The sequence below is a fragment of the Streptomyces sp. H27-C3 genome (assembly GCF_030063415.1).
GTDB lineage: Bacteria > Actinomycetota > Actinomycetes > Streptomycetales > Streptomycetaceae > Streptomyces.
The window spans coordinates 166825-193482 of the sequence record NZ_JASITA010000013.1; the positions used below are offsets into that span (position 1 = coordinate 166825).

The window sequence follows — 26658 nt, forward strand, 5'->3', positions numbered from 1 at the left end:
TCGTGCCTGAACTCGACCAGCGGGTCATCACTGGTCTACTGACCACTCGCCTGGCCCGTACCAGGGGCCGTCGGCTGATCCTGGTACATGGGAAATACGTGATGGGCGGCCCCGAAGAGTTCACCGTTCCTGCCGGTGACGGGTCGCGGCGCAGGGTCCGGATCGCTCATGCCACTTCGGTACTCGGCCTCACCACCGCCTGGCAGGACCATCTGGCCACTGAGGCGGCTGATCTGCTCGTGGTCACCACAGATGTGCCGGGGGAACGGATCAGTCTCGATCTGCTGGGCGAGATGGTGCGCTCGCAGATCATCGCTGTTGACGAGGTCGATATCGTCAAGCAGCTCTTTGGCGCCTCCGACCTCGATCCGCGGATGCGCCGTGACCCGTGGCAATGGCTGCCCGCTGCCCTGATCGCCGCCGAGCCTGATGCGGCGCAGGGCGGGTGGCCACAACGCGGGGCCGTGCTCACCCTGGATGCGGCGATGCGTGCCCTGGTCGGCGTGCGGCTCGGACTCGAAGGCGTCTACGAGGGCGGGGTGTCGGTGGATGTCGACGCGCTGCTGGCCTGGTCCCGCACGCAGGGGGGCCCGGAGCGCCTTGCCGGACTGTCGGAGGCCGAACGCCAGGGCATCACCGAATGGCTGGCACAGAGCGCCGGAGAGGCGGCCCCGGTGCTGCTGCGGCTTGCGCTCCAGGGGCGGGGTGCTGAGGCCACCGCGCTGGGCGTGTTGGCTTCCGTCATGACTGACGACGCGGCGTCCGCAGACGCGGCGGTGGCCCTGGGATCGGTGTTCGGGTCGGGATCCCGGCCCTCCGAACTGCGCGCCTACGCACGAGCGGTGGAAGGCAGTCTGACCCGTTGGATCGGCGAGGCCTCGGGACGAGGGCCCCAGAGCGAGGATGCCCGGCAGCGGGTTGTCGATGTGATCCAGCAGGCTGACCGGCTGGCAGATCATGCCCATCTGACTGCCTCGTTGGCCGGGAACCCCTTTCTTCCGTCCGGTTTCCAAGCGCGGTTGCATCAGCTGGCCGACGCCCTGCCCGAAGGACCGCGAGCGGCACAGGCAGCCTGGGAACATGTGGCGGAGCATCAACTCGCCGCTCTTCTCTACCCGAAGCGTGTCGAACTCGCGCGCATGGCGGTACGCCTGAGCCGTTGGCTGGATACGCCGGATCCGGTCGTGTCTTCGGTCGGGCAGGCCGTGCGCGCACACGTCGCCGATTGGGGGTGGGTGGACCGGGCGCTGGCCCAGCTGTGGGTGGGCGATGGAGAGGCTGAGCCCGCCCTGGCCCAGGCCTACCGCACGGTGCACGACGCGGCGAGGCGGCGGCGTGCTCTGCTCGACGAGGCTTTCGCGGCCCGGCTCCAGCCGTGGGCCCAGCACGCCACCGCCGGGCAGCCCGAGGAGACCTTTCCCATTGAGGACGTTCTACGGAAGGTCGCATTGAAGCTGGCTGAAAAGCGGCCGCCGCTGGTGCTCGTCCTGGATGGAATGAGTAGTGCGGTCGCGGCCCAGCTGGGCGAGGAGCTGACCGGGGCGGGGCGGTGGAGGGAGCTGTCCGATGACGGGCGGCGGGCCGCTGCAGTCGCGATGATTCCTTCGGTGACCGTGATCAGCCGGGCGACTCTGCTGTGTGGACGCCCAGTGTCGGGTGGACAGGGCGTGGAGAAGGAAGGGTTCGTTGCCTTCTGGAAACAGCATCGGCATGAGGCCGTTCTCTTCCACAAAAGCGAGATCCCTGGACCGGCGGGGCAGCTGCTTGATTCGCGAGTGGTCGCGGCGATCGCCTCGGACGCCGTGGTCGGCGTCGTGTTGAACACGATTGACGAGAGTCTCGATCATGGGCAGCAGAGCTCCCTTGCCGACTGGTCGGTGGTCCGGGTGAAGTACCTCTCCGAGCTTCTCAACTCGGCTCGTGGGCAGGGGCGTCCCGTCGTATTGGTGTCCGACCATGGACATGTTCTTGACCGAACGGGGCCTGAGGTGGGACCACTGGCCGCCGAGGGGGTGGAATCGGCTCGCTGGCGAACGGGGACTGTGCCCGGCGAGGGGGAGGTCACACTGGCCGGGCCGCGAGTGCTGGAGAACAACGGCCAAGTCACCGTGCCCTGGACGGAGGAGATCCGCTACACCCCGCGCAAGGCCGGCTACCACGGTGGTGCGGCGCTCGCGGAGATGACGGTGCCGGTGGTGGTTCTGGCCCCTTCGGCCACGCTGGCGCCGGACGGTTGGAGCGAGCTGCCGCGTGAATCCGTGCAGCCTGTGTGGTGGGATGCGGACGCAGGAACATCCGTACCGGCACGTGCACCGGCCAAGGCAGTGAAGAAGACGGGGCAGGGCAAACTGAAACCCCGCCCACAGGAGGGTGAGCACGTCGCCGACGATGCGGTCGAAGTACCGGTGACACCCGCGCCGGCGGCGCCCACCCTCGGCCAGCAGATCGTCGGCACCAAGATCTACGAGCATCAGGGCAAGTTCGTCCGTAAGGTGCCCGACCGCAAGGTGGTGGCCGCCGTCATCGACGCGCTTGACGCCTCCGGTGGCACACTCTCGCTCGCGGCAGTCGCCGCGGCAGCCATCGCCTCGGGTGGTCGCACGAACACCCGTCCCGAGGGGTTCGTGACTGTGCTGACCCGGTTGCTGAACATCGAAGGCTACGAGGTCATCAGTCTGATCGATGCCCGGACCCGGGTCCGACTCAACCGCGAGACGCTGCGCGAGCAGTTCGAGCTGCCCAAGGAGAACGAGTGAGCGCCGCACCGATCAGCGCGGCCCGCCGCCGCGAAGTCATCGACGCGCTGCGGCGCGGGACTGTGCCGCAGGCGGGGCTCGACCTGTTCGCGGTCGGTCTGGACCGCTTCGCACCTGCACTGGACGAGCGGATCTCCACGATCGCCGCGGGCGGCGCGTCCTTCCACGCCATCCGCGGCGAGTACGGATCAGGAAAGACGTTCTTCGCCCGCTGGCTTGCCGAACGGGCCAAGCGCGCCGGTCTCGCCACCGCCGAGATCCAGATCTCCGAGACGGAGACGCCGCTGCACAAGCTGGAAACGGTCTACCGGCGACTCACGGAGCGGCTAACCACCGCGACCGAGCCGGCCAGCGCCCTGCGCTCGGTGGTTGACGGATGGTTCTACACCCTCGCGGAGGAGGTGGATGAGGCGCATCCGGAACTGGCCGATGACGAAGAGGCTTTGGAAGCGGCAGTCGAGGACCTGATGGAGGAGCGACTGCGTGCGGTCGCCCAGACCACCCCGGCGTTCTCGGCGGCTCTGCGCGGCTACCGCAAGGCCACACTCGCGGGCGACTCCGCGACCGCCGAGGCTGTGATCGCGTGGCTCGGCGGCCAGAAATCGGTCGCCGCCTCTGCACGGCGGACCGCAGGGGTGCGGGGAGACCTGGACCACTTCGCGGCGCTCGGCTTCCTGCAGGGATTGCTCACCGTGCTGAAGGACTGCGGGCATCCCGGACTCCTGGTGGTCCTGGACGAGATCGAGACCCTGCAACGGGTTCGGGGAGATGTACGGGAGAAAGGGCTGAACGCGCTGCGTCAGCTTCTCGACGAGATCGACGCCGGCCGCTTCCCCGGACTCTTCCTGGTGATCACCGGTACCCCCGCCTTCTATGACGGGCAGCAGGGTGCACAGCGGCTCCCACCGCTCGCCCAACGGCTGGCGACCGACTTCTCGACCGATACGCGCTTCGATTCACCGCGGGCGGTCCAGCTGCGGCTGACCGGCTTCGACCTCGTGCGCCTCGGCGAGCTCGGTCGGTCGGTAAGGGATCTGTACGCGGGCGCAGCCAAGAACCCTGAGCGCATCGCCGCACGGGTCGACGACGCGTACGTCGCTGAACTTGCCACCGCTATGACAGGGAAGCTCGGCGGGCGGGCGGGGATCGCCCCGCGGCTGTTCCTGCGCAAGCTCGTCGCGGACGTCCTGGACCGGGTCGACGAATTCGACGACTTCGACCCTCGCAAGCACTACGCGCTGACTGTGAATGCCGCTGAGCTGAGCGAGGTGGAGCGTAACGCAGCAGCGGGCAGCGCCGACGAGATCGAGCTGGAGCTTCCATGACAGGCGCACCCGAGCCGCTGGACCGGTTGCATCCTGGACTGGTCCATCACATCGTCAACACTCTGGGATGGCCTGGCCTTCGTCCTCTGCAGGAGGAGGCGATCGAGCCCCTCCTTGACGGCTCTGATGCCGTTCTTTTGGCTCCGACCGCCGGCGGGAAAACTGAGGCCGCCGCCTTTCCGCTGCTGTCGAGGATGTCGCAGGAGAATTGGACCGGCACGTCGGTGCTGTACGTCTGCCCCCTGAAGGCGCTGCTGAACAACCTGCTGCCGCGCCTGGAGACGTACACCTCCTGGCTGGGGCGGACCGCCGCCCTGTGGCACGGGGACGTTTCCCAGCCGCGCCGCAAGCGCATCTTGCGGGACCGGCCGGACGTACTGCTGACCACACCGGAATCGTTGGAAGCGATGCTCGTCAGCACCAATGTCGATCACCGGACCTTCTTCTCCGGACTGCGAACCATCGTCGTCGACGAGGTGCACGCCTTTGCTGGAGACGACCGCGGATGGCACTTGCTGGCGGTGCTCGAGCGTCTGCAGCGTGTCGTTGGACGGCCCGTGCAACGTATCGGGCTTTCCGCCACAGTAGGCAATCCTGATCAGCTGCTCACCTGGTTGCAGGGTTCAGGGAGTGGGCACCGCCCGGCTCGGGTCGTCGCCCCGCACCTGCGCGAGGAATTCCCGGTGCTGCCACCGCCCGGCGACATTCAGGTTGACTATGTTGGGTCGCTGGAGAACGCGGCCACGGTGATCGCAGCCCTCCACCAAGGTGAGAAGCGGCTGGTTTTCTGCGAATCACGTCGACAGGTTGAGAAGCTGGGAGAGAGCCTGCGCACTAAGGGCGTGACCACTTTCTTGTCTCACGCGTCCCTTTCAGTGGATGAACGTCGCCGAGCGGAAGAAGCTTTCGCTGATGCGCGCGACTGCGTGATCGTTTCAACCAGCACCTTGGAGCTGGGTATCGACGTGGGCGACTTGGACCGCGTCATCCAGATCGATGCGCCCGGCACTGTGGCTTCCTTCCTCCAGCGTCTTGGCCGCACCGGCCGGCGGCCGGGGTCCACCCGCAACTGCCTGTTCCTCACCGTCGACGAGGACGGACTGATCGGTGCGGCAGCACTCTTGTTGTTGTGGTCGCGCGGCTGGGTGGAGCCGGTGGTCGCTCCGCCGGAACCGCGGCACATTGTCGCGCAACAAGTGCTGGCTCTCTGCTTGCAGGAGCATCGAGTCGGGGATCGACTGTGGCAGGAATGGTGGGGAGGACTCGGACCCTTCGGAAGTTCGGCCGAACCTATCGTGCGTCACCTGATTGAAGAGGGATTCCTGGATCGGGACGGTGGGATGCTCTTCATTGGTCCGGAAGCAGAACGCCGTTTCGGATACAGACATTTCATGGATCTCACTGCAGTGTTCACGGCAGCTCCGGAATTCGCGGTGCTGTCGGGTCGCTCCGAGATCGGCACGACCAATCCCGCGCTACTGACAGAAGAAGTGCCCGGTCCTCGGCGTCTGCTCCTTGCAGGACGGAACTGGCAGGTGACGTATATCGACTGGTCCCGGCGGCGATGCTTCGTCGAACCGGTCGATGGCGGCGGCAAAGCGCGTTGGGGAGGAGTAGGTTCTGGCCGGACCGCATCGTATGAACTGACCCGCGCGGCAAGAGAAGTACTGCTCGGCTCCGACCCGCCGGTTGCCCTCACCGTCCGTGCCACAGCTGCGCTGGCCCAAGCGCGCGAGGGCAGCTCGGAAATGGTCCACCCGGACGGGACCGTCATCGTCAGGGGCGGGCGTGACACCAACATGCGCTGGTGGACCTGGGCCGGTTACCGGGCCAACGCCACCCTGGCCGCCACACTCACCACGATCGCCGATCCTCTCCAGAGGCCAACGGACACCTGCATCCGACTTCGCGAGGACGTGACACCCGCGGAATGGAGGAAGGCCACTGCAGAGGCCGTCGATCAGCTGTGTCTTCCCGCGGTCGATGCGCGTGCGCTCAACGGCCTCAAGTTCAGCGCCGCACTCCCAACCCGGCTCGCGGAGGCCACCCTTGCCGCACGGCTCGCGGATCTGGACGGCGCGGCGGCTGCGCTCAGAGAGCAGTCCCGGTTCACAGTCGCGGGACAGTGACTTGGGTGCTGTACCCGTACTGCGGCAGGCGGGCCGTCATCGGATCAGCGCCCACGAGCTCGGTCGGTGTCAGGTGCGGATGTCGCGTTGTTGTACGTCCTTGAGGATGCCGGCCACGGAGGCGAAGTCGTTGTCGACGTGAAGCACGGTGTGGCCGTGGTGGACTGCGGTTGCGCAGACGAGTAGGTCGATCGGGCCGGCGGAGCGGTGCTGGCTGCGCTGGGTGAGTTTGTACTGGGCGGTGTCCACCCAGCGCCACGCGTTCTTCGGCACTGCGGACAGCGGGCACAGCGCGTCCAGTTCCTCGGCCAGTTCGTCGCGGTGGGACGGGCTGGTGGCCGAGTAAAGGAACTCGGTCCGGGTGGGTTCGCATACGCGGAACACCCCGGCCGCGATGTGTCCCTCCCAGGGGCGCAGCGCCCCTGGGGTGCGGAAGAGGTGCCACAGTGCGGAGGTGTCCAGCAGGTACGAGATCACTCGAAGGCCGCCCGCCGGGCCTGCTTGACGGCGTCATACGAGGCGGCAGCTTGCTCGAACTCACCACGCGCCCCACGCGCGGCCAGCTTCTCGGCGGCCTCCAGTCGCTTGACCCGGCCCACGTAGTCGCGCAGGGCTGCGTTGACCGTCTCCTTCTTCGTCGTGACGCCCATCAACCGCATGGCTTCTGCCAGCGCCTCGTCGTCGAGATCAATCTGGGTGACCGACACAACCACCATCTCCCTGATGTTGATGTATGCATCTACGATACATCGCCAACATTGACGGCTTCAGAGAACTGCACGTTCCGCGTCGTCGATGGCGATAGGGGCCCAGTGATTAATGGCGCGGCCATCGGCCGACGGGACGTTCGACGGCGGTGTCAGCCCGGGGGGAGTGAGGCCCTAATGGGTCACATGGACTTATGTACGCAGTCGATCGTGTGTGCTCTCCGCCGCGCCTCGCCATCCTGAACAGCCACTCCGTCGCATGGGCGGATGAAACTGGCCCAAACCATCACAAGGGTGATCAGCTGGCCTCACGCGATCACGGGGGTGAGTATCCGAGGTACAGCGATTGGCGCTGAGAATGATCATGGTCGGTTTTCTTGATCGGGGTTCGATGAAACACCTGATCAGACCTTCCTTGATCGCGTACGGTCACGCTTCATGCCCGTAGAGTTCTTAACTGACGAACAAGCCGCGTCCTATGGGGCCTTTCAAGAGGTCCCGACGCGCCCTGAGCTGGAACGCTTCTTCTTCCTCGACGACGATGACCGGGATCTGATCGCGCTGCGGCGCGCGGACAGCCACCGTCTCGGGATAGCCGTGCAGCTGTGCACGGTGCGCTACGTGGGGCGGTTCCTCACTGATGACCCGCTGGCAGTGCCGTGGGAGGTGGTCGACTACCTCGCCGGGCAGTTGGGCATCCAGGACGCCCCTCAGGTGAAGCGGTACACCGATCGGCCCAAGACGGCTTATGACCACTCGTGGGAGATCCGGGCGGCCTGGGAGGACGAAGAAGAGGACTGATCTCCGCCCGCACATGACGGCGCCCGGGACGGAATCAGCGTCCCGGGCACAGTCACGAGCGGCCGGGCCGACGGTGATGCATGAACCGGCACGGGAAGATTTCGGCATCATGAGAGCCGGGACGACGTCGGGTCGAGTTCCGGTCACCGTGGCAGGGTCTGAGTGACGCGCCACAGCCGGCGGGGCAGGTCGCCCTCCTCGAAGGCGTGGACCTCATTCAGCGTCCAGCCGTCGGCGAGGGCCTCGACCAGGTCGCGGTCGAAGAAGTGCACCGCGAAGCCGCCGTGCTCGTACATGTCGTCGCCGTGCGCGGTGCCGCTGCCGTAGTGGGTGTCGCCGGTGTGGCGGACCGTGTAGACGAACACTCCGCCGGGCCGCAGGACACGGCGGATCTCTGCGACCGCGGCGTAGATCTCCTTCGTGGTCAGAGCCATGCACAGCAGCATGTGCGCGAACGCGGCGTCGACCGAGTCGTCCGCCAGCGGCAGCGGCTCGCGCGCGTCGTGCACCGCAGTGCTGACCCGCCCGGCGACGTCCTGGGCCTGGGCGGCGTCGGTAAGTTGGCGCAGGCCGGTGGCGGAAAAGTCGGTGGCGTGGACGGTGAAGCCTTCGCGGGCGAAGTACAGCGCGTCGCGGCCGTGTCCGGCGCCCAGTTCGAGGATGTCGCGCGCTCCGGCCGTCCGGAGGACGGCGGCGGCGTGTACGGCTGGGTCGGAGGGTTGTTCGCCGTACATGCCCGGGTGGGCGGTGTACGTGCTCTGCCAGTGCTCGCGCTGGGTCTCTGCGAGCTTCTCGTCCCGCTCGTGCGCCACGTGGGCTCCCTCGTTCCGCCAGCATCACTCCCGTGCGGGCCGCAGGTAAGCGTAGGCCCCTCGGTGGCCTCCCGATGGCGGGACCGGGCGGTCACAGGGACACGGCTCGCGGGCCGCCCGGCAGGGCTGCCCGCAGTCCGGACGGCCCGAGGTCATGTCCGCTGCCGGGTGAGGGTGGACAGGGCGGCGTCGAGGCGGCGGGTGGCGTCCTCGGCGACGGGCTTGAGGGCGTCCTGGCCGGTGAGGGTGACCATTGTGGCGGGGTCGAGGGCCTGGACGGCGATGCGCTCGCCGTCGGTGCGGACGACGACGTTGCAGGGCAGAAGCAGGCCGATGGAGCGGTCCGCCTCGATGGCCTGGTGGGCGAGCGGCGGGTTGCAGGCGCCGAGGATCAGGTAGTTCTCCATGTCGTGGCCGAGCTTCTCCTTCAGCGTGGCCTGCACGTCGATCTCGGTCAGGATGCCGAAGCCCTGCTCGGCCAGGGCCTCGCGCACGGCTTTCACGGTCTCCTCGAAGTCACCGGTCACGTGCACGGTGCGGCTGTAGGTCATCGTCATCGCCTCTTCCTCGTCTGCTGGCCCCGCTTCTTGCGGAGGCCGCCGGGTACCCGCCGGGTATGGCGGCTCCCCACGGAATATACCCCCGGGGGTACAGGTGTTACGGTGGAAACAGATACCCCCCGGGGTAATTTTCATGCGAAAGGAGTACCCGCGTGTTCTTCGTTGACACCATCGAGCTGGAAGGTCTCGGCAACCGCAGCTACCTGGCCGGCGGTGAGCACATGGCGGTGGCGGTGGACCCGCCGCGCGACATCGACCAGGTCCTGGCGGCAGCCGCCAGGCGCGGTGTGCGGATCTCGCATGTGGTGGAGACCCACATCCACAACGACTACGTCACCGGCGGTCTCGAACTCGCCCGGATCACTGGCGCCCAGTACCTCGTGCCGGCCGACGCGAAGGTCTCGTTCGCGCGGGTGCCCGTCGCAGACGGCGACACCGTGGACATCGACGCCGGCAGCCGGGTGACACTGGCCGCGATCGCGACCCCCGGCCACACCCCGCACCACACCTCCTACGCGCTGCGCGAGGCGGGGCGGCCCGTGGTCGTATTCACCGGCGGCTCCCTGCTGATCGGAACAGTTGGCCGGCCGGACCTGGTCGAGCCGCGGCTGACCAAACAGCTCGCCCGCGCCCAGCACGCCTCCGCCCACCGCCTGGCCTCCGGCCTCCCGGACGAGACGGCCGTGCTGCCCACGCACGGGTTCGGCAGCTTCTGCTCCTCCGCCCAGTCCGACGGGGAGGAGACCACCATCGGCAAGGAGAAGAGCGCCAATACGGCGCTCACCGTCGATGTGGACACCTTCGTCGCCGACCTGCTGGCCGGGCTGGAGGACGTGCCCGCCTACTACGCGCACATGGGCCCGGCCAACGCCACGGGCCCCGCCCCGGTCGATCTGACGCCGCCCGCGCTCGCGGATCCCGGTGAGATCGCTTTGCGCCTCGCGGCCGGTGAGTGGGTGGTCGACCTGCGCAACCGCGTGGCCTTCGCCGAAGGGCACGTGGCCGGGTCGTTCAACTTCGAGGCCGACGGCAAGATCGCCACCTATCTCGCCTGGATGATCCCCTGGGGCAAGCCGGTCACCCTGCTCGCCGAATCGGCCCAGCAGCTCGCCGAAGCCCAGCGCGAACTGGTACGGGTGGGCATCGACCGGCCGGCCGCCGCCGCGACCGGCGGCCCAGCCGCCTGGCTGCCCACCGGGCAGACACCCGCCTCTTTCCCGCGCTCCACGTTCGCCGGCCTCGCCGCCCACGGAGCCGAGAACGCGGTGGTCCTGGACGTGCGCCGCGACTCCGAGCGGGCGAACGGCTGGATCGAAGGATCGGTGCACATCCCCATCCACGAGCTTCCCGGCCGCCTTGCCGAGGTACCGCAGGGGACGGTGTGGGTGCACTGCGCCGGCGGCATGCGCGCCGCGATCGCCGCGTCCCTGCTGGACGCGGCAGGCCGGGATGTCGTCGCCGTCGACGACGGCTTCGACGCCGCCGCCGACGCCGGCCTGCCCCTGACCACCGGCTGATCCCCGCCCCCAGCACGAGAAAGGGGGAACGTCATGTTCCTCTTCCGCCGCACCCAGCCCCGTCTCAGCGTGGACCAGGCTCGCAGCCGTACCGGCGGCCAGGCCCCGGACGCGGTTCTGCTCGATGTCCGCGAGAAGCCGGAGTGGAACGCCGGCCACGCCCCTGGCGCCCTGCACGCCCCGCTGTCGAAGCTCGTCGCCGACGGCGCCCTGCCGCCCGGGGCGTCGGGCAGGCCGCTGGTGGTCATCTGCCGCAGCGGACACCGCTCCCAGCAGGCGGCCAAACTCCTCACCCAGCGCGGAGAACAAGCGGTCGACGTCAAGGGCGGCATGAACGCGTGGGCCGCCTCCGGATACCCGGTCAGCGACGAACGCGGGAACAGCGGCCAGATAGCGTGATGGCCCTCGTTCTCGCCGTCATTGCCGGGGCCGTCATTGGCCTCGCCCTCGGAGCCCTGGGGGGCGGCGGCAGCGTCCTGGCCGTGCCCGCTCTGATCTACCTGCTCGGCTTCACCCCGGCAGCGGCCACCACCGCCAGCCTGATCATCGTGGCCGCCACCTCCGCCACCGCCCTGTACGCCCACGCACGCGACGGCCACGTCGCCTGGAAAGCCGGATCACTCTTCGCAGCCGCGGGCATCATCCCCGCCTACCTCGCCGGAGCAGCCTCCGGGCACCTGCCCGCAGCGGCCCTGACCATCGCGTTCGCGGTGATCGCCGCGCTGGCGGCCCTGCGCATGCTCCGCCCCTCCACCTCCGAGCCGACGGGCCGGATACGGCCCGGCAAGGCGGCCGGGGCGGGCGCCGGGCTCGGTGCGGTGACCGGATTCCTCGGCGTAGGAGGCGGATTCCTCGCCGTCCCGGCCCTGGTGAGCGTGCTCGGGCTGACGATGCGCAGGGCGGTAGGCACAAGCCTGCTCGTCATCACCGTCAACTCACTCGCTGCCCTGACCGCCCGCACCGGAACCGGCGGCGGCATCCAGTGGGAGGTCATCGGACCGTTCACCGGGGCCGCGATCCTCGGCGCCTGGGACGGCAAACGCCTCGCCGCCAAGATCTCCGGACCCACTCTGCAGAGAGTGTTCGCCGGCGTACTCCTGGCGGTGGCCGCGTTCATGCTCATCGACGTGATCGCATGAACACGGCGCCCACCGGTTCTCAGGCAAGTGACAGGAACAGCTTCTCCAGCCGGGCCCGCATCTCATCGCGGTCACCGGCCGTCTGTCCGCCCTCGGCCATGCAGTGCTGCAGCCCGGTCGCGATGATCGCGAATCCGGCCCGGTCCAACGCGCGGGAGACCGCCGCGAGCTGCGTGATCACGTCCTCGCAGTCCCGGCCCTCCTCGATCATCTTGATGATCCCCGCGATCTGCCCCTGAGCCCGCCGCAGCCGGTTCAGCACCGATTTCAGCTCATCGGCCGCCATCTCAAGCTCCACTGTCCACCTCCACGAAGAAAATACCCCTAGGGGTATCGTACCCGGTACGGACACCCGCCCCCGGACTAATTTCGAAGGGACCACCCCGCACATGACCACCCCCACCGCCCTCATCCCCGCCCAGGCCGCCGCCCGCCTGCACGAGTACACCGTCATCGACGTACGCACCCCGGGCGAATACGCCGCAGGCCACGTCCCCGGCGCCCACAACATCCCCCTCGACCACCTCCACACCGCATTGCCCGCCCTCAAGGCCGCAGCCGCCCGCGGCGACCTCCTCATGGTCTGCGCCTCCGGCAACCGCTCCACCACCGCCTGCGCAGAACTGGCCGCCGCCGACATCCCCGCCGCCACCCTCACCGGCGGTACCACCGCATGGGCCGGCGAGGGCCGCACCCTCCACCGCCCCGAGAACGGCCGGGCCGTCTGGCCCATGGAACGCCAGGTGCGACTCGCCGCCGGATCCCTCGTCGTCCTCGGCCTCGCCGCCGGCACCCGCTGGCGCCCCGCCCGCTGGCTGTCCGCCGCCATCGGCACCGGCCTGGTCTTCTCCGCCGCCACCAACACCTGCGGCATGGCCGCCGCCCTCGCCAAACTCCCCCACAACCAGCCCCGCACCACCGACCTCGACGCCACCCTGCAAGCACTGCAGGACTGACACACCGACCGACAAGACCGGGACAACCACTGTCAAGACAAGGGCTACTGCTCGGTCCCCGGACGCGACGGCCACCGTTGGCGAGAAGGCGGACGCGTGAGGGTGCCGGGCCACTCGCACAAATGACCATCTGTGCGAGTTCTGCGAGAGCCCCGAAAGCGATCACGTTTCCGCAGGTCGCCATTCGCAGAAGTCCTCTCAGAAGTGGCAGGTTGTGCGAGAGGCAATCTGCGAGACTGATCGCGTGGATCTGACGCCCGATCAAGCAGCAATCGCGGTAGAACGCAACGACTGCCCCAAATGCGAGGTACCCGCCGGGAGTCCGTGCCGAACGCGCGGTGGGAAGACCGCGACGAAGTACCACACCCCGCGCTTCGTCCTCGTACCCGCGCTGCGCGAGCACCTCGACATCCTCATCCCCGCCGACCGGGGTCCAGGGCGTCCGTGGAAGCAGGGACCGGCGCCCGTCGCGCTGCCCGCGCAGCGCGACGCGAAGCAGATCCGAATCGGGTACGCCCGATAACCAGGCATGAGACATGTCCGCGCGGGGTTGTCTCGCCCATGATCGAAGATCGATCTTCAGAGGGTCAGCCTCGGTGAGGGGGCCGTGTCTCATCCGGACTCGGATGTGCCTGTCGTCGGCTCGTCGTCGCCTTCTCTATGCACCGCCAGGGCATCAATGGCCCGGGCGATCGCCTCGTCAAACTCTCTCTGGCGTGCTGCAGCCGCCTGCAGGTCGATCCCGGTGCGCACATCCTCATCGGGTCTGCGGGTCGGTGCGTTCAGCCCCAGCTCTGCGGGGAGCGGTGGTAGACCGGCCAGCAGGGTCGCCAGCCCCACGTCCTCCACCCCAGCCAGCGGCTCCAGCTCCGTCGCTCGCGTGAGAATCCGCTGCAGCTCTGTCTCGATGACCCCCATGTCGAGTGTCTCTCCGGCTACCTCGACAACCCACGATCCGTGGTCTATTGCCCGCATCGGCGGTGGCGGGAAGATTGGCAGCGCACCGGCTTCCATCTCATCGGCCGTGATTCGGGGGTGGTCGCCTGTCCATGTGTCCAGACGCTCGTCGAAGTGCTCGCTGGCGTCCCGGACCCTCCGGTCCAGGACAGGTGATGAGTCATCAACCTCCAGTAGGGCGCGCAGGCGCTCACCACGGAACTTGCGTCGATCGTAGGCCTTCTGCTGCTCGGGCTTGGAGTCCTTCGGTCTGCCTTGGTCAAGCTTGACTGGCTTGAGCATCTTGGAGACCTTGGCAGCGAACATCAGGAAAGCCTCCAGCGGAATCCAGAGCATCGGATCCGGCGGCGTTCGACCAACTCGTGCTCGAATCTCCAGCAGCGCGACCTGCGCATATCGGATGTCTCGCGCCAGCCAGGTCAGATAGACCCGTTGTGCCCACTCGTCCCACATCAGCTTCTCGCTCACAGCGCGCCATCTTTCACCAGGCCGGTTCACGGCGGCATTCGATTTGAGACCGCCGGGCGGCGGTGGATTCATCGGGGCGGGAGCGTGTGGACCGTGGCGTTCGGGATGGGCTGCGGGCTCTGCCGCAGGGCGGTGATCTCGTCGTGCTGGGCCGCGAGCCGGGACAGGGCCTGGGTCCGGAACGCCTGCAGGTCGGTGATTTCAACGTTCATCCGGCCGAGCCGCGCTCGCAGCTCGGCGACCTCGGCTTTGAGGCGTTCGATCTGGGCGAGGCGGGGATCCGGCTGCTGCCCAGCCTCCTGGGCCCCGGCGCGGTGCTGTTCAAACTCGGCTTTCAGATGCGGATAGGCGCGGTAGAGGGTCGCCCGGGGCACTCCGGAAAGCGTGCACAGGCTCTTGACGTCGCACTTCAAGCCCTCGGGGACATCCCCGGCCAGTAGCTGCTGCATGGCGGCCCGGAGCCTGACCTCGGCATCGGCATGGCGCTCACCCGGCATGGCTGGCCTCCTCGTCCTCAATACTGGCGGCGTCGATCTCGGTGACGATGCGGGTGGCGCGGTCGAACGCGGCCTGGGCGCGGGCACGTTCGGGCTTGGACAGCTGCGGGTTACCGAGGAACACGCCCTGGGTGGTCTCTGCATGGTCTGCCCACACCTGCCGGTGCTGGGGATGGTGGGTGGCCTGAGGACAGCGTGCCGAGTCGCACATCCCGATCAGCGGTTCGTCGGCGTCGGGGGTGCCGGCGAGCTTCAGGCACAGGGCCTTGGCAGGGTCGGAGAACCAGCAGTAGTTGCCCACGCCAACGTGCAGGCTCTTGGCCTTGGCCTTGAGGATGCGCTCGACACGCCGATCGTCGATGACCGTCACCGACCCTGGATCGTGTCGGTCCAGGGCCCGGTCCACTGCCTTGAAGGAGGCGATGAGGTCGCGTGCGCCGTGGCCGGAAGGCAGGATGCCGCGTTGGTAGTCCTCGTAGGCGGCAACGGTCAGCCGCAGGTGCTCGGCCTCTTCCTCGGCCGCGACCTCTGCCGAGAACGCGGCTTGGTGACCGCCGGGACGCGCTAATGGTGGAGTCGGGTATTGGAAGTGCCGGAATACCCCAGGCTTATGGCTCCATGAGACCTCGGACGTCCGGTAGAACGGCATCCGGCGCGGCATAGAGAAATGCGAGGTACTTCGCGTATGCGTCACTACTTGTCCTGTCTCGCTCCATCGCGTGCTGCGGTGTCTCGGTCTCGCCGTCGACCGCGTGCAGCCACGCCATGACCGCGCTGAAGTGTGGGGCCAAGGCGCCAGTTGCCGCCGCTGCGGCATCCCTCATCTCGCTTGGCCCTTCCACATAGACGACGGCCATAAGCCGGTCGAGCGGACGGTGCAGTGCGCGTGCTTCATTCCAAAGACGACGGGCGGCTTGGCGGCGCTCTTCGCGCTCTTCCAGAGGGTCGCTTGCTGCGATGCCTCCGAGTTTGATACCTGCTTCGCCGAGCGTTCCGTGTACCAGATTCCAACCCTCGGCAAAGGCCACGTACGCACTCTTGCGTGACTCTCGGAGTGCACGAGACCGTTCAGCCTCTATCTGGAGGCGTGCCTGCCCCATCTGTGCCTCAGACTGGATCTTGGCTTGTTGCTCTGCCTTTCCTCCGGTGATCCATGCGGATGCCGTTGCGCCGAGTGCACCGACAGCGGCGCCGATGACTCCACCGAGGAGCCCTACGAGTCCTGCGTCCATGGGAGAAGTCTCGTTGGCATCACCCAGACACTGCCAGGGCGGCGCGTATTTCCAGCGCAACTGCTCAGCCGGGCCGTGGAGGGGTCCGTTCGCTGACGTCTGCCGCGTAGCTCGCCCAGTCGCCCGCTGATGCTTGCTGCCACTGGACGGCGACTTTGATGTGGACCCCGAGCATCCGGGCGAGGATCGCGGCGGGGACTTCGGTGGCGAGGGTGAACAGTGCGGTGGAGCGGTCCTGTCTCGGCTGAATCCCGATCTTGTGGAGGCGCTGGCCGATCCGGTCGTCGCCGAGGGGGTGCCCGGGGCGTCCTCCTGGAAACAGCCAAGGGACGTCGTCGGGGGTGCCGATCTTGGCCTTGCCGCGGCGGATCGCGATGAGATCGAGGACCAGGCTGGCCAGCGGCGAGGGGAGGACGACCGGCGAGGTGCCGAACGTGATGGAGACGGTGTCGTTATTGATGTGGACATCGTCGACGGTGAGCTGGCTGATGGTGGCAATCTTCTGAGCGTAGAGGATCAGCAGCAGTCCCGCGACGCGGTCCGGTGTCGGCAGTGTGTCGTCGTTGAGGAGGCGCCGGGCGTCGGCCCAGCGTTTCTCGCTGTCGATGGTGCTCTGGGGGCCGGCCCAGCGGACGGTGCCGTAGGTGAGTCCGCTGGCATGTCGGTGTTGTAGCGACCAGCGGACGAAGTGGCCGGTCTCGTCGCGGTAGCTGACCGTGGGCTCGGCCATCCAGCGTTCCAGGTCCGGCTGTGTGCAGATCCCCAGCGTTAGCCCTTCGCCTCCGAGCCAGGTGAGAAAGTTGTCGGCCGCGGAGACGTGGCAGCGGTGAGGTTCCCCCGAGATGCGGAAGTTGTTGACAGCGGGTCAGATGGGACTCATGAGAGGACCTGTGACCATGGCTGCACCCCGAAAATACTCGCTGGAGTTGCGTGAGCGTGCGGTACGGATGTATCGCACCATGGAGCCGAAGCCGCAGATCAAGAAGCTGGCTGTCGACCTCGGCGTGCATCCTGAGGCCCTGCGCGGCTGGATCCGCCAGGCCGAGGCCGACGCCGGTGAGCGCGACGACCGGCTCACTACCGACGAACGTGCCGAACTCACGGCCCTGCGCAAGGAGAACTGCCAGCTCAAGCGGGCCAACGACGTCCTGCGGACGGCCTCGGCGTTTTTCGCGGCGCAACTCGACCCGACCCGGCCCAGGTGACGGCGCTCGCCCGCGAGCATCCCCGCCTGGGAGTCGAGTGCGTACTTCGGGAACTGCACATCTCCTCCTCCACCTACTACCGCTGGTGCCGCGCCGAGAAGGAGCCCTGCGACCGGCGGCGTCGCGACGTCGAGCTGACCGAGCGGATCAAGGAGATCCACGCCGGCTCCGCCGGTATCTACGGTTCACCACGCGTGCACGCCGTGCTGAAACGCGAGGGCACGCGGGTGGGACGCAAGCGGGTCGAGCGATTGATGCGCGAGGCCGACCTTGCGGGTGTCAGCCCACGCCGCAAGGGCTTCACCCGGCGAGACCCCAAGGCCACGCTCGCCCCGGACCTGGTCAATCGGGACTTCACCGCGCCCGCGCCGAACCGGTTGTGGGTCACCGACCTCACGCTGATCTCCACCGCCGAAGGCCCTCTGTGGCTCTCCGCGATCCGCGACGCGTTCTCCCGCCGCGTCGTCGCCTGGGAGACTTCCGCCCGCGCCGACGCCGACCTGGTCCTGGCCACACTCGAGTACGCGCTCGCCAGTCGTGAGGTCGAACCCGGCAAACTCATCCACCACGCCGACCACGGCTGTCAATATACGTCCATCAAGCTCACAACCCGCCTACTGCGAGCCGGAGTTGACGCATCCATGGGTTCCATCGGGGACTCCTACGATAACGCCCTCGCGGAGAATCTGTGGATGCTGATCAAGACCGAGTGCGTGCGCGGACGCGTCTTCGCCACACGTGCCGAGGCGAACCTCGCACTCTTCGAGTACATCGACGGCTTCTATAACAGCCGGCGTATCCAGAAACGGCTCGGCTACCTCAGTCCAGCCGAGTTCGAGGAGAAGCACTACTCCGATCAGGCAACGACCAAAAGAGCGAACCTGAAACTCCGTCAACCCTCCCTGACCAGCTGATCAGCACCTCCCGAGCAACGGGGGAACCTCATCGCGGTCGGCGGCGCGAGTACCAAGGACACCGGCACCGCCGTGCGACGCCGCGGCAACGGGGGCACCTCGTAGACCGTCAGATACGTGAACTCCTGCGACCGCAACCCGCTGGCCAGCGCCAGCCCGACCACCGCAGCGTTGCGCCCCGTCTCCCGCCCCCGGAACGACGCGTCCCGCACCCCTGCCGGATCGTTGCCCGCCAATGCGTTCATCAGCAACTCCACGTACGGCCGCTCCAGATATTTTCTGGTGGCGTGCGCGTTGCCGGTGCGGACTGTGGCCAGGTTCCGGGCGACCTCGACCCGCGCGCCGTCGGGCCTTGTGAGGGAATGCTGGGCGTAGGTGAACGGGACCGCCCGCAGATGCCCTTCGGCCGCCGCCCACTGGTAGAACGCCGACAGCGTCTTTACCGCCAGATTCCAACTCGCCGGACTCAGCCGTACCTCCAGCGGGCCGGAGAGCCGGTGCTCGGTGTAGAGGGACAGGGCATCGCGCAGCCGCTGACGGTCAGCGAAGACGGGGACCTCGCGGGCGTCGAGGAACTCCGACCAGCCCTTCAACATCTGGGCGTACGTCCGCCACGTCTTGGGACTCGGTGCCCCGCTGATCGGCAGTTCCCGAAGCCAGCGGTTCATCACGGTCGTCGGTCGCGGACCCGAGGCATCCTCGAACCGGAGGTCCTCGTCGATGAGGACCGGCATCTGCTCGCGGATCAGCGGGCGCTCGTGCAAGCCCCACTGTTCCCATCCGCTCGGACTGAAGTAGTGAAGGATCACGGATCGAACCTGCTGTGAGTCACGAGACAGTGCAAGAGTTAACACTCTAACGAGGGATAGAACTTCACTCCTCCGAGACACGAGCAACAAGCAGAGCTAACGCCCGTACGTCGACGGCCCGGCAAGAGCTGGCGAGCCAGCTTGACGCCCTCCGCGAGGCGGACTGCCACAAGATCTACCAGGAGCAGATCAGCACCCGCATCAAGGTGCGGCCCGAGCTGGAGAAGGCGCTCGCGCTGGCCCGCCAGTTCAAGGAGGCCGCCCCCGATACGCCGGTCGTCTTCACCGTCCACGAGCTCAAGCGCCTGGCGCGCAACGCGGCCGAGCTGATGACGCTCTCCGCCGAGCTCCAGGCCGACGACATCCAGCTCGAACTCCTTACCGGCCCGCTCGCCGGGATCTACGACCCCAACGGCATGGGGGCGATGTTCTTCGCCGTGCTCGCCGTCGCCGGGCAGATCGAGCGCAACTACATCCGCGAGAAGACCCTGGAGGGCCAGGTCAGCGCCGCGAAGAAAGGCAACCACGGCGGACGGCCCAAGGTCATCGACGACGACACGCTCACCTTCGCGCTCGCGCTGAAGGACAAGGGCGTCCCCGTCCCCGAGATCGCGGGCAAGCTCACCATCAAGACCGGCAAGAACGCAGGCACCTCGCCCTCGGTCGCCTCGCTGTACCGGGCGTTCTCTGAGGCCGAGGAAACCGAATCGGTCACGTAACCCCCAAGGCCGGCTCCGCCACCCGCACAGCACCATGATCGTTCTCAGCGCCAACCGCTGTACCGCGGATACTCACGCCCGGATCAGTGGCAACCAGGCACAGGTCGTCACACGACCGCTCCCTGGTCTGTGCTGCGCGGCGGTACCCCAAGCCGGGTCTTCTGCGCGTCCCCCGCTTCCGTCCACCGATGACGCCCGGGACCGCGCCATCCGAGCATCGGATGGGCCTGGCGCTGCCAAGCGGCTTGCGCACTCCCCCGGCCGACGGAACCTCCAAGGTCGCACCTGGTGTTCCGGTTGGGCCGTTTCCAGTACGGGCCGTTATCTGGAACCGACGCGGCGCACCCAGCCAACGCTGCTACCCGCCCCGACCTGATCCCCGCGTCCCCACCACGTCCCCACAACCTGTGCTGCGACCCTCAGGGACAGCCGCGCCCCAGCTGGTGACCAGCTTGATCAGCCGTAAAACAGCAGGTCAACACGCTGGCGTGCACCCAGGACGGAAGGGAACTACGCAATACTCCATGCAACTGAGCAGCGGATTGAGTCCGTTGAGCCCAAGTTCATGTTCGGACGCCCCAGAAGAGACGTTTCCGCAGGTCAGAGGCTTGCGCAAGTGGGGCGGGTGGGACTCGAACCCACGGCCGACGGATTATGAGTCCGCTGCTCTAACCGGCTGAGCTACCGCCCCTAACGGCGCGTCGCGCACATATGTGCGCGCCGTCTGCCGCAGCATAGCCGGTCATACGATCTCCTGCCTCGGATGGTCGGCAACGCATGCCCATCAGGACTTCGTTGCCGTCCGCCCGGTTCCCGGACACACGAAAAAGGACCCCAGAGGGGTCCTTTTTCTTGCCGCTCCCCCGACTGGACTCGAACCAGTAACCCTCCGGTTAACAGCCGAATGCTCTGCCAATTGAGCTACAGGGGACTGCGCTCCCCCGACTGGACTCGAACCAGTAACCTGCCGGTTAACAGCCGGCTGCTCTGCCAATTGAGCTACAGGGGATTGCTGCGTTGCACCGAACGTACCCACCGGATGGCGTCCCGGGAAGCGTGTGCTCGCTGCGACACATACATTAGCGCAAGCAGGGGGGTGCTCCGCCAATCGGTATGCCCCCTGGGTGATCACGGGTGCCTCCGGGTAGGCGGCCTGCACAGCCCCCGCGGTCCGAAATGCCCCGGCAGCAGGGGACCGCCGACGTAAAGAAGGGTGGCAGCCATGCGCTACCGACTCACGTTCATCGCCGGACTGGCCCTCGGGTACGTGATCGGCACCAGGGCCGGACGCGAGCGCTACGAGCAGCTGAAGAAGTCCGCGCGCCAGATCTCTCAGAACCCGGCCGTGCGCAACGCCGCGGAGTCCGCGGCCCACAACGGCCGGGACATCGCGGGCAAGGCGTTCCACACGGTCAGCGACAAGGTCGGGGACCGGGTGCCCGACTCGGTGGCCGAGCGGGTCCGCTCACTGCGTGAGCGCAGCGGGCAGAGCGGCGAGGACGACTGGGGTACGACCAACACCTAGTGCCGCGGCAGGTGACGTTTGCCCGCCAAGGAGCGGCGTCCGGTGCGTGCTCTCGGCGTGCCGGCCGGAAGTCCTCGTACGGGACGTACTTGGGCTTTCGGCCGGTGCGGCCAAGGGGGGCCCCTGTTCGAGCGAAGCCGAGAACTCGGGGGCGCGTGCCGGACACCGCGACGGGGCGAATGTTGCCTGGCGCGGCACTGGCCCCGCGCCCGACCCGTGGCGGGTCCGTCCCCGCCCCGAATGCCCGCTCCATCCGCCGCGCCCGGCCAGCGATGCCCGGGCGCGGCGCACCATGCCCGGCACATGCGGCAGAATCTTGAGCATGGGGATAGTCGCCGGCTTGGACAGTTCGTCTGCATTTACGCGCATCGTGGTGTGCGACACCGACACGGGCGCCGTGCTGCGGCAGGGGTACGCCCCGCATCCCGTGGAGGCGAAAGCCACCGAGGCGGATCCACAGGTGTGGCTCCTCTCGCTGGGCGAAGCCGCGGGCGGCGGGCTCCTGGAAGATGTCCAGGCCATCGGCGTGTGCGCGCAGCAGCACGGCATGATCCCGCTCGACGGGCAGGGCTCTCCGGTCCGTCCGGCCCTCCTCGGCAATGACAAGCGCGCCCAGGTCGCGGCCGCCGATCTCATCGACGCCCTCGGCGGGCGCCAGCCGTGGGCCGAGGCCGTCGGGTCGGTGCCGCAGGCACCGCAGCCGGTGGCGAAGCTGCGCTGGCTGGCGCGCAACGAGCCGGAGGCGGCGCAGCGCACCGCCATGGTGATGCAGCCGCACGACTGGCTGGTGTGGCAGTTGCTCGGGCGGCCCGCCCGCAGGACCACCGACCGGGGCGCGGCGTCCGGCACCGGCTACTGGTCGGCGGCCACCGGTACGTACCGGCCCGATCTGGTGGAGCTCGCGCTGGGGCACCACGCCGCGCTGCCCGAGGTACTCGGCCCGTCCGATGCCGCGGGGACCACCCCCGAGGGCCTGCTGATCTCCGCAGGTACGGGCGAGACGATGGCCGCCGCCTTCGGCCTCGGCGTCGGGGTCGGCGACGCCGTGGTGTCGCTGGGGGCCTCGGGTTCGGTCATGGCCGTGCACCACGAGGCGCTGGTCGATTCCAGCGGGCTGATCACCTCGTTCGCGGACGCGACCGGGATGCATCTGCCGGTCGTCCACACTCTCAATGCCGTACGGGCGCTGCGGGGCACCGCGGAACTGCTCGGGACTGACCTGGACGGGCTCTCGGAGCTGGCCCTGAAGTCGTCGCCGGGAGCGTACGGGCTCGTCCTTCTGCCGTATCTGGAGGGTGAGCGGACGCCGCAGCTGCCGCACACCGCCGGGACGCTCAGTGGGCTGCGGCGCGAGTCGATGAAGCCCGAGCACCTGGCGCGCGCTGCCTTCGAGGGCATGCTCTGCTCGCTCGCCGACGCGATGGACGTGCTGCGGGGCCGCGGTGTCGAGGTCAGGCGGGTGTTCCTGCTCGGCGCCGCCGCCGAGCTGCCCGCCGTGCAGGCGGCGGCGCCCGCGATCTTCGGTACGCAGGTGGTCGTGCCGCAGCCCGCGGAGTACGCGGCGCTCGGCGCGGCCCGGCAGGCCGCCTGGGCGCTCGGCGTCTCACAGGGCACCCTCTCCCCGCACACCCCGCCGGCCTGGCAGGGCGCGGCGGCCCAGGTGCTGGAGCCGGGCGAAGAGCTGCCGATGGGACAGGCCGTACGACAGCAGTACGGAGCGACGCGGGATCAGATCCACCCCGGCGCCTTCGATTCCTGACCGGGCCGCGGCGGTCTGCGAGCGGGCTGGATCGGATTCGGGGGCTTTGTGGAGACCGGCGCGAGTATTGACCCCGGGTTGTCGTAATCCCTTGGAATTCCTGGGGTCGGGTGGCGGAAGATGGGGCGTCCCCGATCTTGCCGACCGCCGGCTCCGCCGACCACCGAGAGACTGCGCGTGCTCATAAGACTCCTACGGGCCCACCTCGGCCCGTACAAGAAGCCCATCGCCCTGCTGGTACTGCTGCAGCTGCTGCAGACCTGCGCCACTCTCTATCTGCCCACCCTCAACGCGGACATCATTGACAACGGTGTCGTGACCGGGGACACGGGCTACATCCTGGAGTTCGGCGGTCTCATGATCGCCATCAGCGTGGTCCAGGTGGCCTGCAACATCGGTGCGGTCTTCTACGCCGCGCGGACCGCGTCGGCGCTCGGGCGCGACGTGCGGGCGGCCGTCTTCGAGCGGGTGCAGAGCTTCTCCGCGCGGGAGGTCGGCCAGTTCGGCGCCCCGTCGCTCATCACCCGGACCACCAATGACGTCCAGCAGGTCCAGATGCTGGTGCTGATGGGGTTCACGATGATGGTGTCGGCGCCGATCATGTGCGTGGGCGGCATCATCATGGCGCTCGGCCAGGACGTGCCGCTCTCGGGTGTGCTCGTCGCGGTCGTCCCGGTCCTCGGGATCTCCGTGAGCCTGATCGTGCGACGGATGCGACCGCTGTTCCGCACCATGCAGACACGGCTCGACACCGTCAACCAGGTGCTGCGCGAGCAGATCACCGGCAACCGGGTGATCAGGGCCTTCGTGAAGGACGACTACGAGAAGGGCCGCTTCCGCAAGGCCAACACCGAGCTGACGGACGTGTCGTTGGCCGCCGGGCGGCTGATGACGCTGATGTTCCCCATCGTGATGACGGTGGTGAACGTCGCGAGCGTCGCGGTGGTCTGGTTCGGCGCGCAGCGGATCGACAGCGGCGGGATGCGGATCGGGGCGCTGACCGCGTTCCTCGCGTATCTGATGCAGATCGTGATGGCCGTGATGATGGCCACCTTCATGTTCATGATGGTGCCGCGCGCCGAGGTGTGCGCCGAGCGCATCGAGGAGGTACTCGACACCGCGTCGAGCGTGGTTCCGCCCGCCGATCCCGTACGGGAACTGAGCAGGCACGGGCAACTGGAGCTGCGCGGCGCGGGTTTCTGCTATCCGGGCGCCGAGGAGCCCGTGCTGCGGGACATCTCCCTGGTCGCCAGGCCGGGCGAGACGACCGCGATCATCGGGTCGACCGGCAGTGGGAAGTCGACGCTGCTGGGGCTCGTACCGCGACTGTTCGACGTGACGGACGGCGAGGTGCTGGTCGACGGCGTGGACGTACGCAGGCTGGAGCCCGTACTGATGGCGAAGACGGTGTCGCTGGTGCCGCAGAAGCCGTATCTGTTCTCCGGAACGGTCTCGACGAACCTGCGGTACGGGAAGCCGGACGCCACGGACGAGGAGCTGTGGCACGCGCTGGAGGTGGCGCAGGCGCGGCAGTTCGTGGAGGAACTGGAGGGCGGGCTGAACGCGCCCGTCGCACAGGGCGGCACGAACGTCTCCGGTGGTCAGCGCCAGCGGCTCGCGATCGCGCGGACGCTGGTGCAGCGGCCGGAGATCTATCTGTTCGACGACTCGTTCTCGGCGCTGGACTACGCGACGGACGCGGCGCTGCGGGCCGCGCTGGGGCGGGAGACGGCCGACGCGACCGTGGTCATCGTCGCCCAGCGGGTGTCGACCATCAGGGACGCCGACCGGATCGTGGTCCTCGACGAGGGCCGGGTCGTCGGCACCGGACGCCATCACGAACTGATGGCGGGCAATGAGACGTACCGGGAGATCGTGCTCTCCCAGCTGACGGAGGCTGAGGCGGCATGAGCGGGCCTGCTGGACGCATGATGGGCGGACCCGTCGAACGGTCCATGGACTTCAAGGGCTCCGCGCGACGGCTGGTGCGGCACTTCGCCCCGGAGAAGGTCACGCTGTGCTGGATGCTGGCGGCGGGTGTGCTGAGCGTCGCGTTCTCGGTGATCGGGCCGAAGATCCTCGGCAGGGCGACCGACCTGATCTTCTCCGGCGTGGTCGGCCGGCAGATGCGGGAGGGCGGCACCAAGCAGCAGGCCATCGACGGCCTGCGGGCCGAGGGGGACGACGGGCTCGCCGACATGCTGTCCGGGGTGGACTTCACCCCCGGACAGGGCATCGACTTCGGCGCCGTCGGGGAAGTCCTGCTGTTCGTGCTCGTGGTGTACGTGGCCGCGGGGCTGTTGATGCTGGTGTCGTCGCGGCTCTCCATCCTCGTCATCAACCGGACCGTGTACCGGATGCGCGAGGACATCCAGGCGAAGCTGTCGCGGCTGCCGCTCAGGTACTTCGACCAGCAGAAGCGCGGCGAGCTGCTCAGCCGGGCCACGAACGATGTCGACAACATCTCGCAGACCATGCAGCAGACGATGGGCCAGCTCATCAACTCCGTGCTGACCATTGTGGGCGTGCTGGGGATCATGTTCTGGATCTCGCCGCTGCTGGCGATGGTCGCGCTGGTGACCGTGCCGCTGTCGGTGCTGGTGGCCGCGAAGGTCGGCAAGCGGTCGCAACCGCAGTTCGTGCAGCAGTGGAAGACCACCGGCAAGCTCAACGCGCACATCGAGGAGATGTACACGGGGCACGCGCTGGTGAAGGTCTTCGGGCGCGCCGACGAGTCCGCCGAGGCGTTCCGCGAGCAGAACGACGCGCTGTACGAGGCCGGGTTCAAGGCGCAGTTCAACAGCGGGATCATGCAGCCGCTGATGATGTTCCTGTCGAACCTCAACTACGTGCTGGTGGCGGTCGTGGGCGGCCTGCGGGTCGCGTCGGGCACGCTGTCGATCGGTGATGTGCAGGCGTTCATCCAGTACTCACGGCAGTTCTCGATGCCGCTGACGCAGGTCGCCTCGATGGCGAACCTGCTGCAGTCCGGGGTCGCCTCGGCCGAGCGGATCTTCGAACTGCTCGACGCGGAGGAGCAGGAGCCGGACTCCGCGGACGCGCCGTTCCCGGTGGAGTCGCTGGGGCGGGTCTCGCTGGAGAAGGTGTCCTTCCGCTACGAGCCCGACAAGCCGCTCATCGAGAGCCTGTCGGTGAAGGTCGAGCCGGGCCAGACGGTCGCCATCGTCGGTCCGACGGGTGCGGGCAAGACGACGCTGGTGAATCTGCTGATGCGGTTCTATGAGGTGACGGGCGGCCGGATCACCATCGACGGCACGGACATCTCGAAGATGTCGCGCGAGGGGCTGCGGTCGGGGATCGGCATGGTCCTCCAGGACACCTGGCTGTTCGGCGGGACGATCGCCGAGAACATCGCGTACGGGGCGTCGCGCGAGGTCACGCGCGAGGAGATCGAGGAGGCGGCGCGGGCCGCCCATGCCGATCGCTTCGTGCGGACGCTGCCCGACGGCTACGACACGATGATCGACGAGGAGGGGTCGGGGGTGAGCGCGGGCGAGAAGCAACTGATCACGATCGCGCGGGCGTTCCTGTCCGACCCGGTGATCCTTGTCCTCGACGAGGCGACGAGTTCGGTGGACACCAGGACCGAGGTCCTGATCCAGAAGGCGATGGCCCGGCTGGCCCATGGCCGTACCAGCTTTGTGATCGCGCACCGGCTCTCCACGATCCGGGACGCGGACGTGATTCTGGTGATGGAGAACGGCTCGATCGTCGAACAGGGCACGCACGACGGGCTGCTGGCGGCGGGTGGAGCGTATGCGCGGCTGCATGCGGCGCAGTTCGCGCAGGCGGTGGCCGAGGTCGATTAGGGGCGGGGGCGAGTTGCGGGGCGGGGGCGGGTTGCCTGCGG

The 26658-nt window shown here is 68.1% G+C and carries 26 protein-coding genes, 3 tRNA genes and 1 pseudogene; 16 read left to right on the forward strand and 14 right to left on the reverse strand.

From position 1 onward, the window contains the following. The first annotated feature begins 2 nt into the window (after nt 1–2). Genes pglZ through QMK30_RS15535 form a run of 3 tightly spaced genes read left to right on the forward strand, consistent with a single transcriptional unit; the run spans nt 3 to nt 6210 of the window. On the forward strand, nt 3–2756 hold the full coding sequence (pglZ, locus tag QMK30_RS15525) for a BREX-2 system phosphatase PglZ (protein ID WP_283518502.1): 2754 nt from the start codon (nt 3–5) through the stop codon (nt 2754–2756). Beyond that, nucleotides 2753–4081: a BREX system ATP-binding protein BrxD gene (brxD, locus tag QMK30_RS15530; RefSeq protein WP_283518504.1), complete on the forward strand. Its 1329-nt coding sequence runs from the start codon at nt 2753–2755 to the stop codon at nt 4079–4081. Before pglZ ends, brxD begins: the two co-directional genes overlap by 4 nt. Then, complete coding sequence (locus tag QMK30_RS15535) at nt 4078–6210, forward strand: DEAD/DEAH box helicase (protein WP_283518506.1); 2133 nt, start codon at nt 4078–4080, stop codon at nt 6208–6210. Before brxD ends, QMK30_RS15535 begins: the two co-directional genes overlap by 4 nt. Before the next feature lie 69 nt (nt 6211–6279). On the opposite strand, the gene QMK30_RS15540 is transcribed toward QMK30_RS15535, so the two are convergent. Then, nucleotides 6280–6687, reverse strand: coding sequence for a PIN domain nuclease (locus QMK30_RS15540; RefSeq protein WP_283518508.1), 408 nt, complete (start codon nt 6685–6687; stop codon nt 6280–6282). After that, nucleotides 6684–6917 carry a type II toxin-antitoxin system VapB family antitoxin gene (locus QMK30_RS15545; RefSeq protein ID WP_283518561.1) on the reverse strand — a complete coding sequence of 78 codons (234 nt, stop codon included), beginning with the start codon at nt 6915–6917 and terminating at the stop codon, nt 6684–6686. Before QMK30_RS15545 ends, QMK30_RS15540 begins: the two co-directional genes overlap by 4 nt. Nucleotides 6918–7355: 438 nt before the next feature. Here QMK30_RS15545 and QMK30_RS15550 point away from each other — a divergent pair. Continuing rightward, a pseudogene (locus QMK30_RS15550) lies at nt 7356–7709 on the forward strand (DUF4158 domain-containing protein); the annotation flags it as partial. 152 nt (nt 7710–7861) lie between these two features. On the opposite strand, the gene QMK30_RS15555 reads toward QMK30_RS15550, so the two are convergent. After that, nucleotides 7862–8530, reverse strand: a complete 669-nt coding sequence (locus QMK30_RS15555) for a class I SAM-dependent methyltransferase (RefSeq protein ID WP_283518510.1) — start codon at nt 8528–8530, stop codon at nt 7862–7864. A gap of 152 nt (nt 8531–8682) precedes the next feature. Further along, entirely contained in the window at nt 8683–9081 is a 399-nt protein-coding gene (locus QMK30_RS15560; protein WP_283518562.1) for a DUF302 domain-containing protein, read from the reverse strand. 161 nt (nt 9082–9242) lie between these two features. On the opposite strand from QMK30_RS15560, the gene QMK30_RS15565 reads away from it, so the two are divergent. The 3 genes from QMK30_RS15565 to QMK30_RS15575 are packed head-to-tail and all read left to right on the forward strand — an operon-like array spanning nt 9243 to nt 11746. Continuing rightward, a complete protein-coding gene (locus QMK30_RS15565; RefSeq protein WP_283518511.1) occupies nt 9243–10607 on the forward strand; it encodes a rhodanese-like domain-containing protein in 1365 nt (454 codons plus the stop codon). A 33-nt stretch (nt 10608–10640) separates the two neighbouring features. Next, nucleotides 10641–11006 (forward strand): rhodanese-like domain-containing protein, encoded by a 366-nt coding sequence (locus QMK30_RS15570; protein ID WP_283518514.1) that lies wholly within the window; start codon nt 10641–10643, stop codon nt 11004–11006. After that, nucleotides 11003–11746: a sulfite exporter TauE/SafE family protein gene (locus tag QMK30_RS15575; protein WP_283518516.1), complete on the forward strand. Its 744-nt coding sequence runs from the start codon at nt 11003–11005 to the stop codon at nt 11744–11746. Before QMK30_RS15570 ends, QMK30_RS15575 begins: the two co-directional genes overlap by 4 nt. 19 nt (nt 11747–11765) lie before the next feature. On the opposite strand, the gene QMK30_RS15580 is transcribed toward QMK30_RS15575, so the two are convergent. After that, on the reverse strand, nt 11766–12044 hold the full coding sequence (locus QMK30_RS15580; RefSeq protein WP_283518517.1) for a metal-sensitive transcriptional regulator: 279 nt from the start codon (nt 12042–12044) through the stop codon (nt 11766–11768). A gap of 91 nt (nt 12045–12135) precedes the next feature. Here QMK30_RS15580 and QMK30_RS15585 point away from each other — a divergent pair, with 91 nt between their 5' ends. Both QMK30_RS15585 and QMK30_RS15590 read left to right on the forward strand, forming a co-directional pair. After that, complete coding sequence (locus QMK30_RS15585) at nt 12136–12702, forward strand: rhodanese-like domain-containing protein (RefSeq protein ID WP_283518519.1); 567 nt, start codon at nt 12136–12138, stop codon at nt 12700–12702. A gap of 244 nt (nt 12703–12946) precedes the next feature. Next, on the forward strand, nt 12947–13225 hold the full coding sequence (locus QMK30_RS15590; protein WP_283518521.1) for a zinc finger domain-containing protein: 279 nt from the start codon (nt 12947–12949) through the stop codon (nt 13223–13225). A gap of 89 nt (nt 13226–13314) precedes the next feature. On the opposite strand, the gene QMK30_RS15595 is transcribed toward QMK30_RS15590, so the two are convergent. From QMK30_RS15595 to QMK30_RS15615, 5 genes are all read right to left on the reverse strand, one after another. Beyond that, nucleotides 13315–14127, reverse strand: coding sequence for a hypothetical protein (locus tag QMK30_RS15595; protein ID WP_283518523.1), 813 nt, complete (start codon nt 14125–14127; stop codon nt 13315–13317). Nucleotides 14128–14195: 68 nt separating this feature from the next. Then, on the reverse strand, nt 14196–14624 hold the full coding sequence (locus QMK30_RS15600) for a hypothetical protein (protein WP_283518524.1): 429 nt from the start codon (nt 14622–14624) through the stop codon (nt 14196–14198). Further along, complete coding sequence (locus tag QMK30_RS15605) at nt 14614–15273, reverse strand: hypothetical protein (RefSeq protein ID WP_283518525.1); 660 nt, start codon at nt 15271–15273, stop codon at nt 14614–14616. The genes QMK30_RS15600 and QMK30_RS15605 overlap by 11 nt, the downstream gene beginning before the upstream one ends. Further along, nucleotides 15233–15856, reverse strand: coding sequence for a hypothetical protein (locus QMK30_RS15610; protein WP_283518527.1), 624 nt, complete (start codon nt 15854–15856; stop codon nt 15233–15235). The genes QMK30_RS15605 and QMK30_RS15610 overlap by 41 nt, the downstream gene beginning before the upstream one ends. A gap of 64 nt (nt 15857–15920) precedes the next feature. After that, nucleotides 15921–16586, reverse strand: coding sequence for a site-specific integrase (locus QMK30_RS15615; protein ID WP_283518529.1), 666 nt, complete (start codon nt 16584–16586; stop codon nt 15921–15923). A 166-nt stretch (nt 16587–16752) separates the two neighbouring features. Between QMK30_RS15615 and QMK30_RS15620 the strand changes: the two genes are divergently transcribed. Together QMK30_RS15620 and QMK30_RS15625 are read left to right on the forward strand one after the other, a co-directional pair. Then, complete coding sequence (locus QMK30_RS15620) at nt 16753–17061, forward strand: transposase (RefSeq protein ID WP_283518531.1); 309 nt, start codon at nt 16753–16755, stop codon at nt 17059–17061. Beyond that, nucleotides 17058–17975 (forward strand): IS3 family transposase, encoded by a 918-nt coding sequence (locus QMK30_RS15625; protein WP_283518533.1) that lies wholly within the window; start codon nt 17058–17060, stop codon nt 17973–17975. The genes QMK30_RS15620 and QMK30_RS15625 overlap by 4 nt, the downstream gene beginning before the upstream one ends. Here the strand turns inward: QMK30_RS15625 and QMK30_RS15630 are convergent. Beyond that, nucleotides 17954–18784 (reverse strand): site-specific integrase, encoded by an 831-nt coding sequence (locus QMK30_RS15630; RefSeq protein ID WP_283518535.1) that lies wholly within the window; start codon nt 18782–18784, stop codon nt 17954–17956. The two genes, QMK30_RS15625 and QMK30_RS15630, sit on opposite strands and share 22 nt — an antisense overlap. Nucleotides 18785–18840: 56 nt before the next feature. On the opposite strand from QMK30_RS15630, the gene QMK30_RS15635 reads away from it, so the two are divergent. Beyond that, on the forward strand, nt 18841–19503 hold the full coding sequence (locus QMK30_RS15635) for a recombinase family protein (RefSeq protein ID WP_283518563.1): 663 nt from the start codon (nt 18841–18843) through the stop codon (nt 19501–19503). 617 nt (nt 19504–20120) lie between these two features. Here the strand turns inward: QMK30_RS15635 and QMK30_RS15640 are convergent. From QMK30_RS15640 to QMK30_RS15650, 3 genes are all read right to left on the reverse strand, one after another. Next, nucleotides 20121–20194, reverse strand: a tRNA-Ile gene (locus tag QMK30_RS15640). Nucleotides 20195–20361: 167 nt separating this feature from the next. After that, nucleotides 20362–20434 (reverse strand) — tRNA-Asn (locus QMK30_RS15645). Between the two features lie 5 nt (nt 20435–20439). Then, nucleotides 20440–20512, reverse strand: a tRNA-Asn gene (locus tag QMK30_RS15650). 213 nt (nt 20513–20725) lie between these two features. On the opposite strand from QMK30_RS15650, the gene QMK30_RS15655 reads away from it, so the two are divergent. The 4 genes from QMK30_RS15655 to QMK30_RS15670 all read left to right on the forward strand — a co-directional run bounded on the left by QMK30_RS15655 (nt 20726) and on the right by QMK30_RS15670 (nt 26617). Beyond that, entirely contained in the window at nt 20726–21028 is a 303-nt protein-coding gene (locus QMK30_RS15655) for a YtxH domain-containing protein (protein WP_283518536.1), read from the forward strand. 322 nt (nt 21029–21350) lie between these two features. Beyond that, nucleotides 21351–22787: an FGGY family carbohydrate kinase gene (locus tag QMK30_RS15660; RefSeq protein WP_283518538.1), complete on the forward strand. Its 1437-nt coding sequence runs from the start codon at nt 21351–21353 to the stop codon at nt 22785–22787. Nucleotides 22788–22964: 177 nt separating this feature from the next. Further along, the gene (locus QMK30_RS15665; protein WP_283518540.1) at nt 22965–24698 is read left to right on the forward strand and encodes an ABC transporter ATP-binding protein; all 1734 of its coding nucleotides are present in this window, start codon (nt 22965–22967) and stop codon (nt 24696–24698) included. Then, nucleotides 24695–26617, forward strand: a complete 1923-nt coding sequence (locus tag QMK30_RS15670) for an ABC transporter ATP-binding protein (protein WP_283518541.1) — start codon at nt 24695–24697, stop codon at nt 26615–26617. Before QMK30_RS15665 ends, QMK30_RS15670 begins: the two co-directional genes overlap by 4 nt. Nucleotides 26618–26658 lie beyond the last annotated feature (41 nt).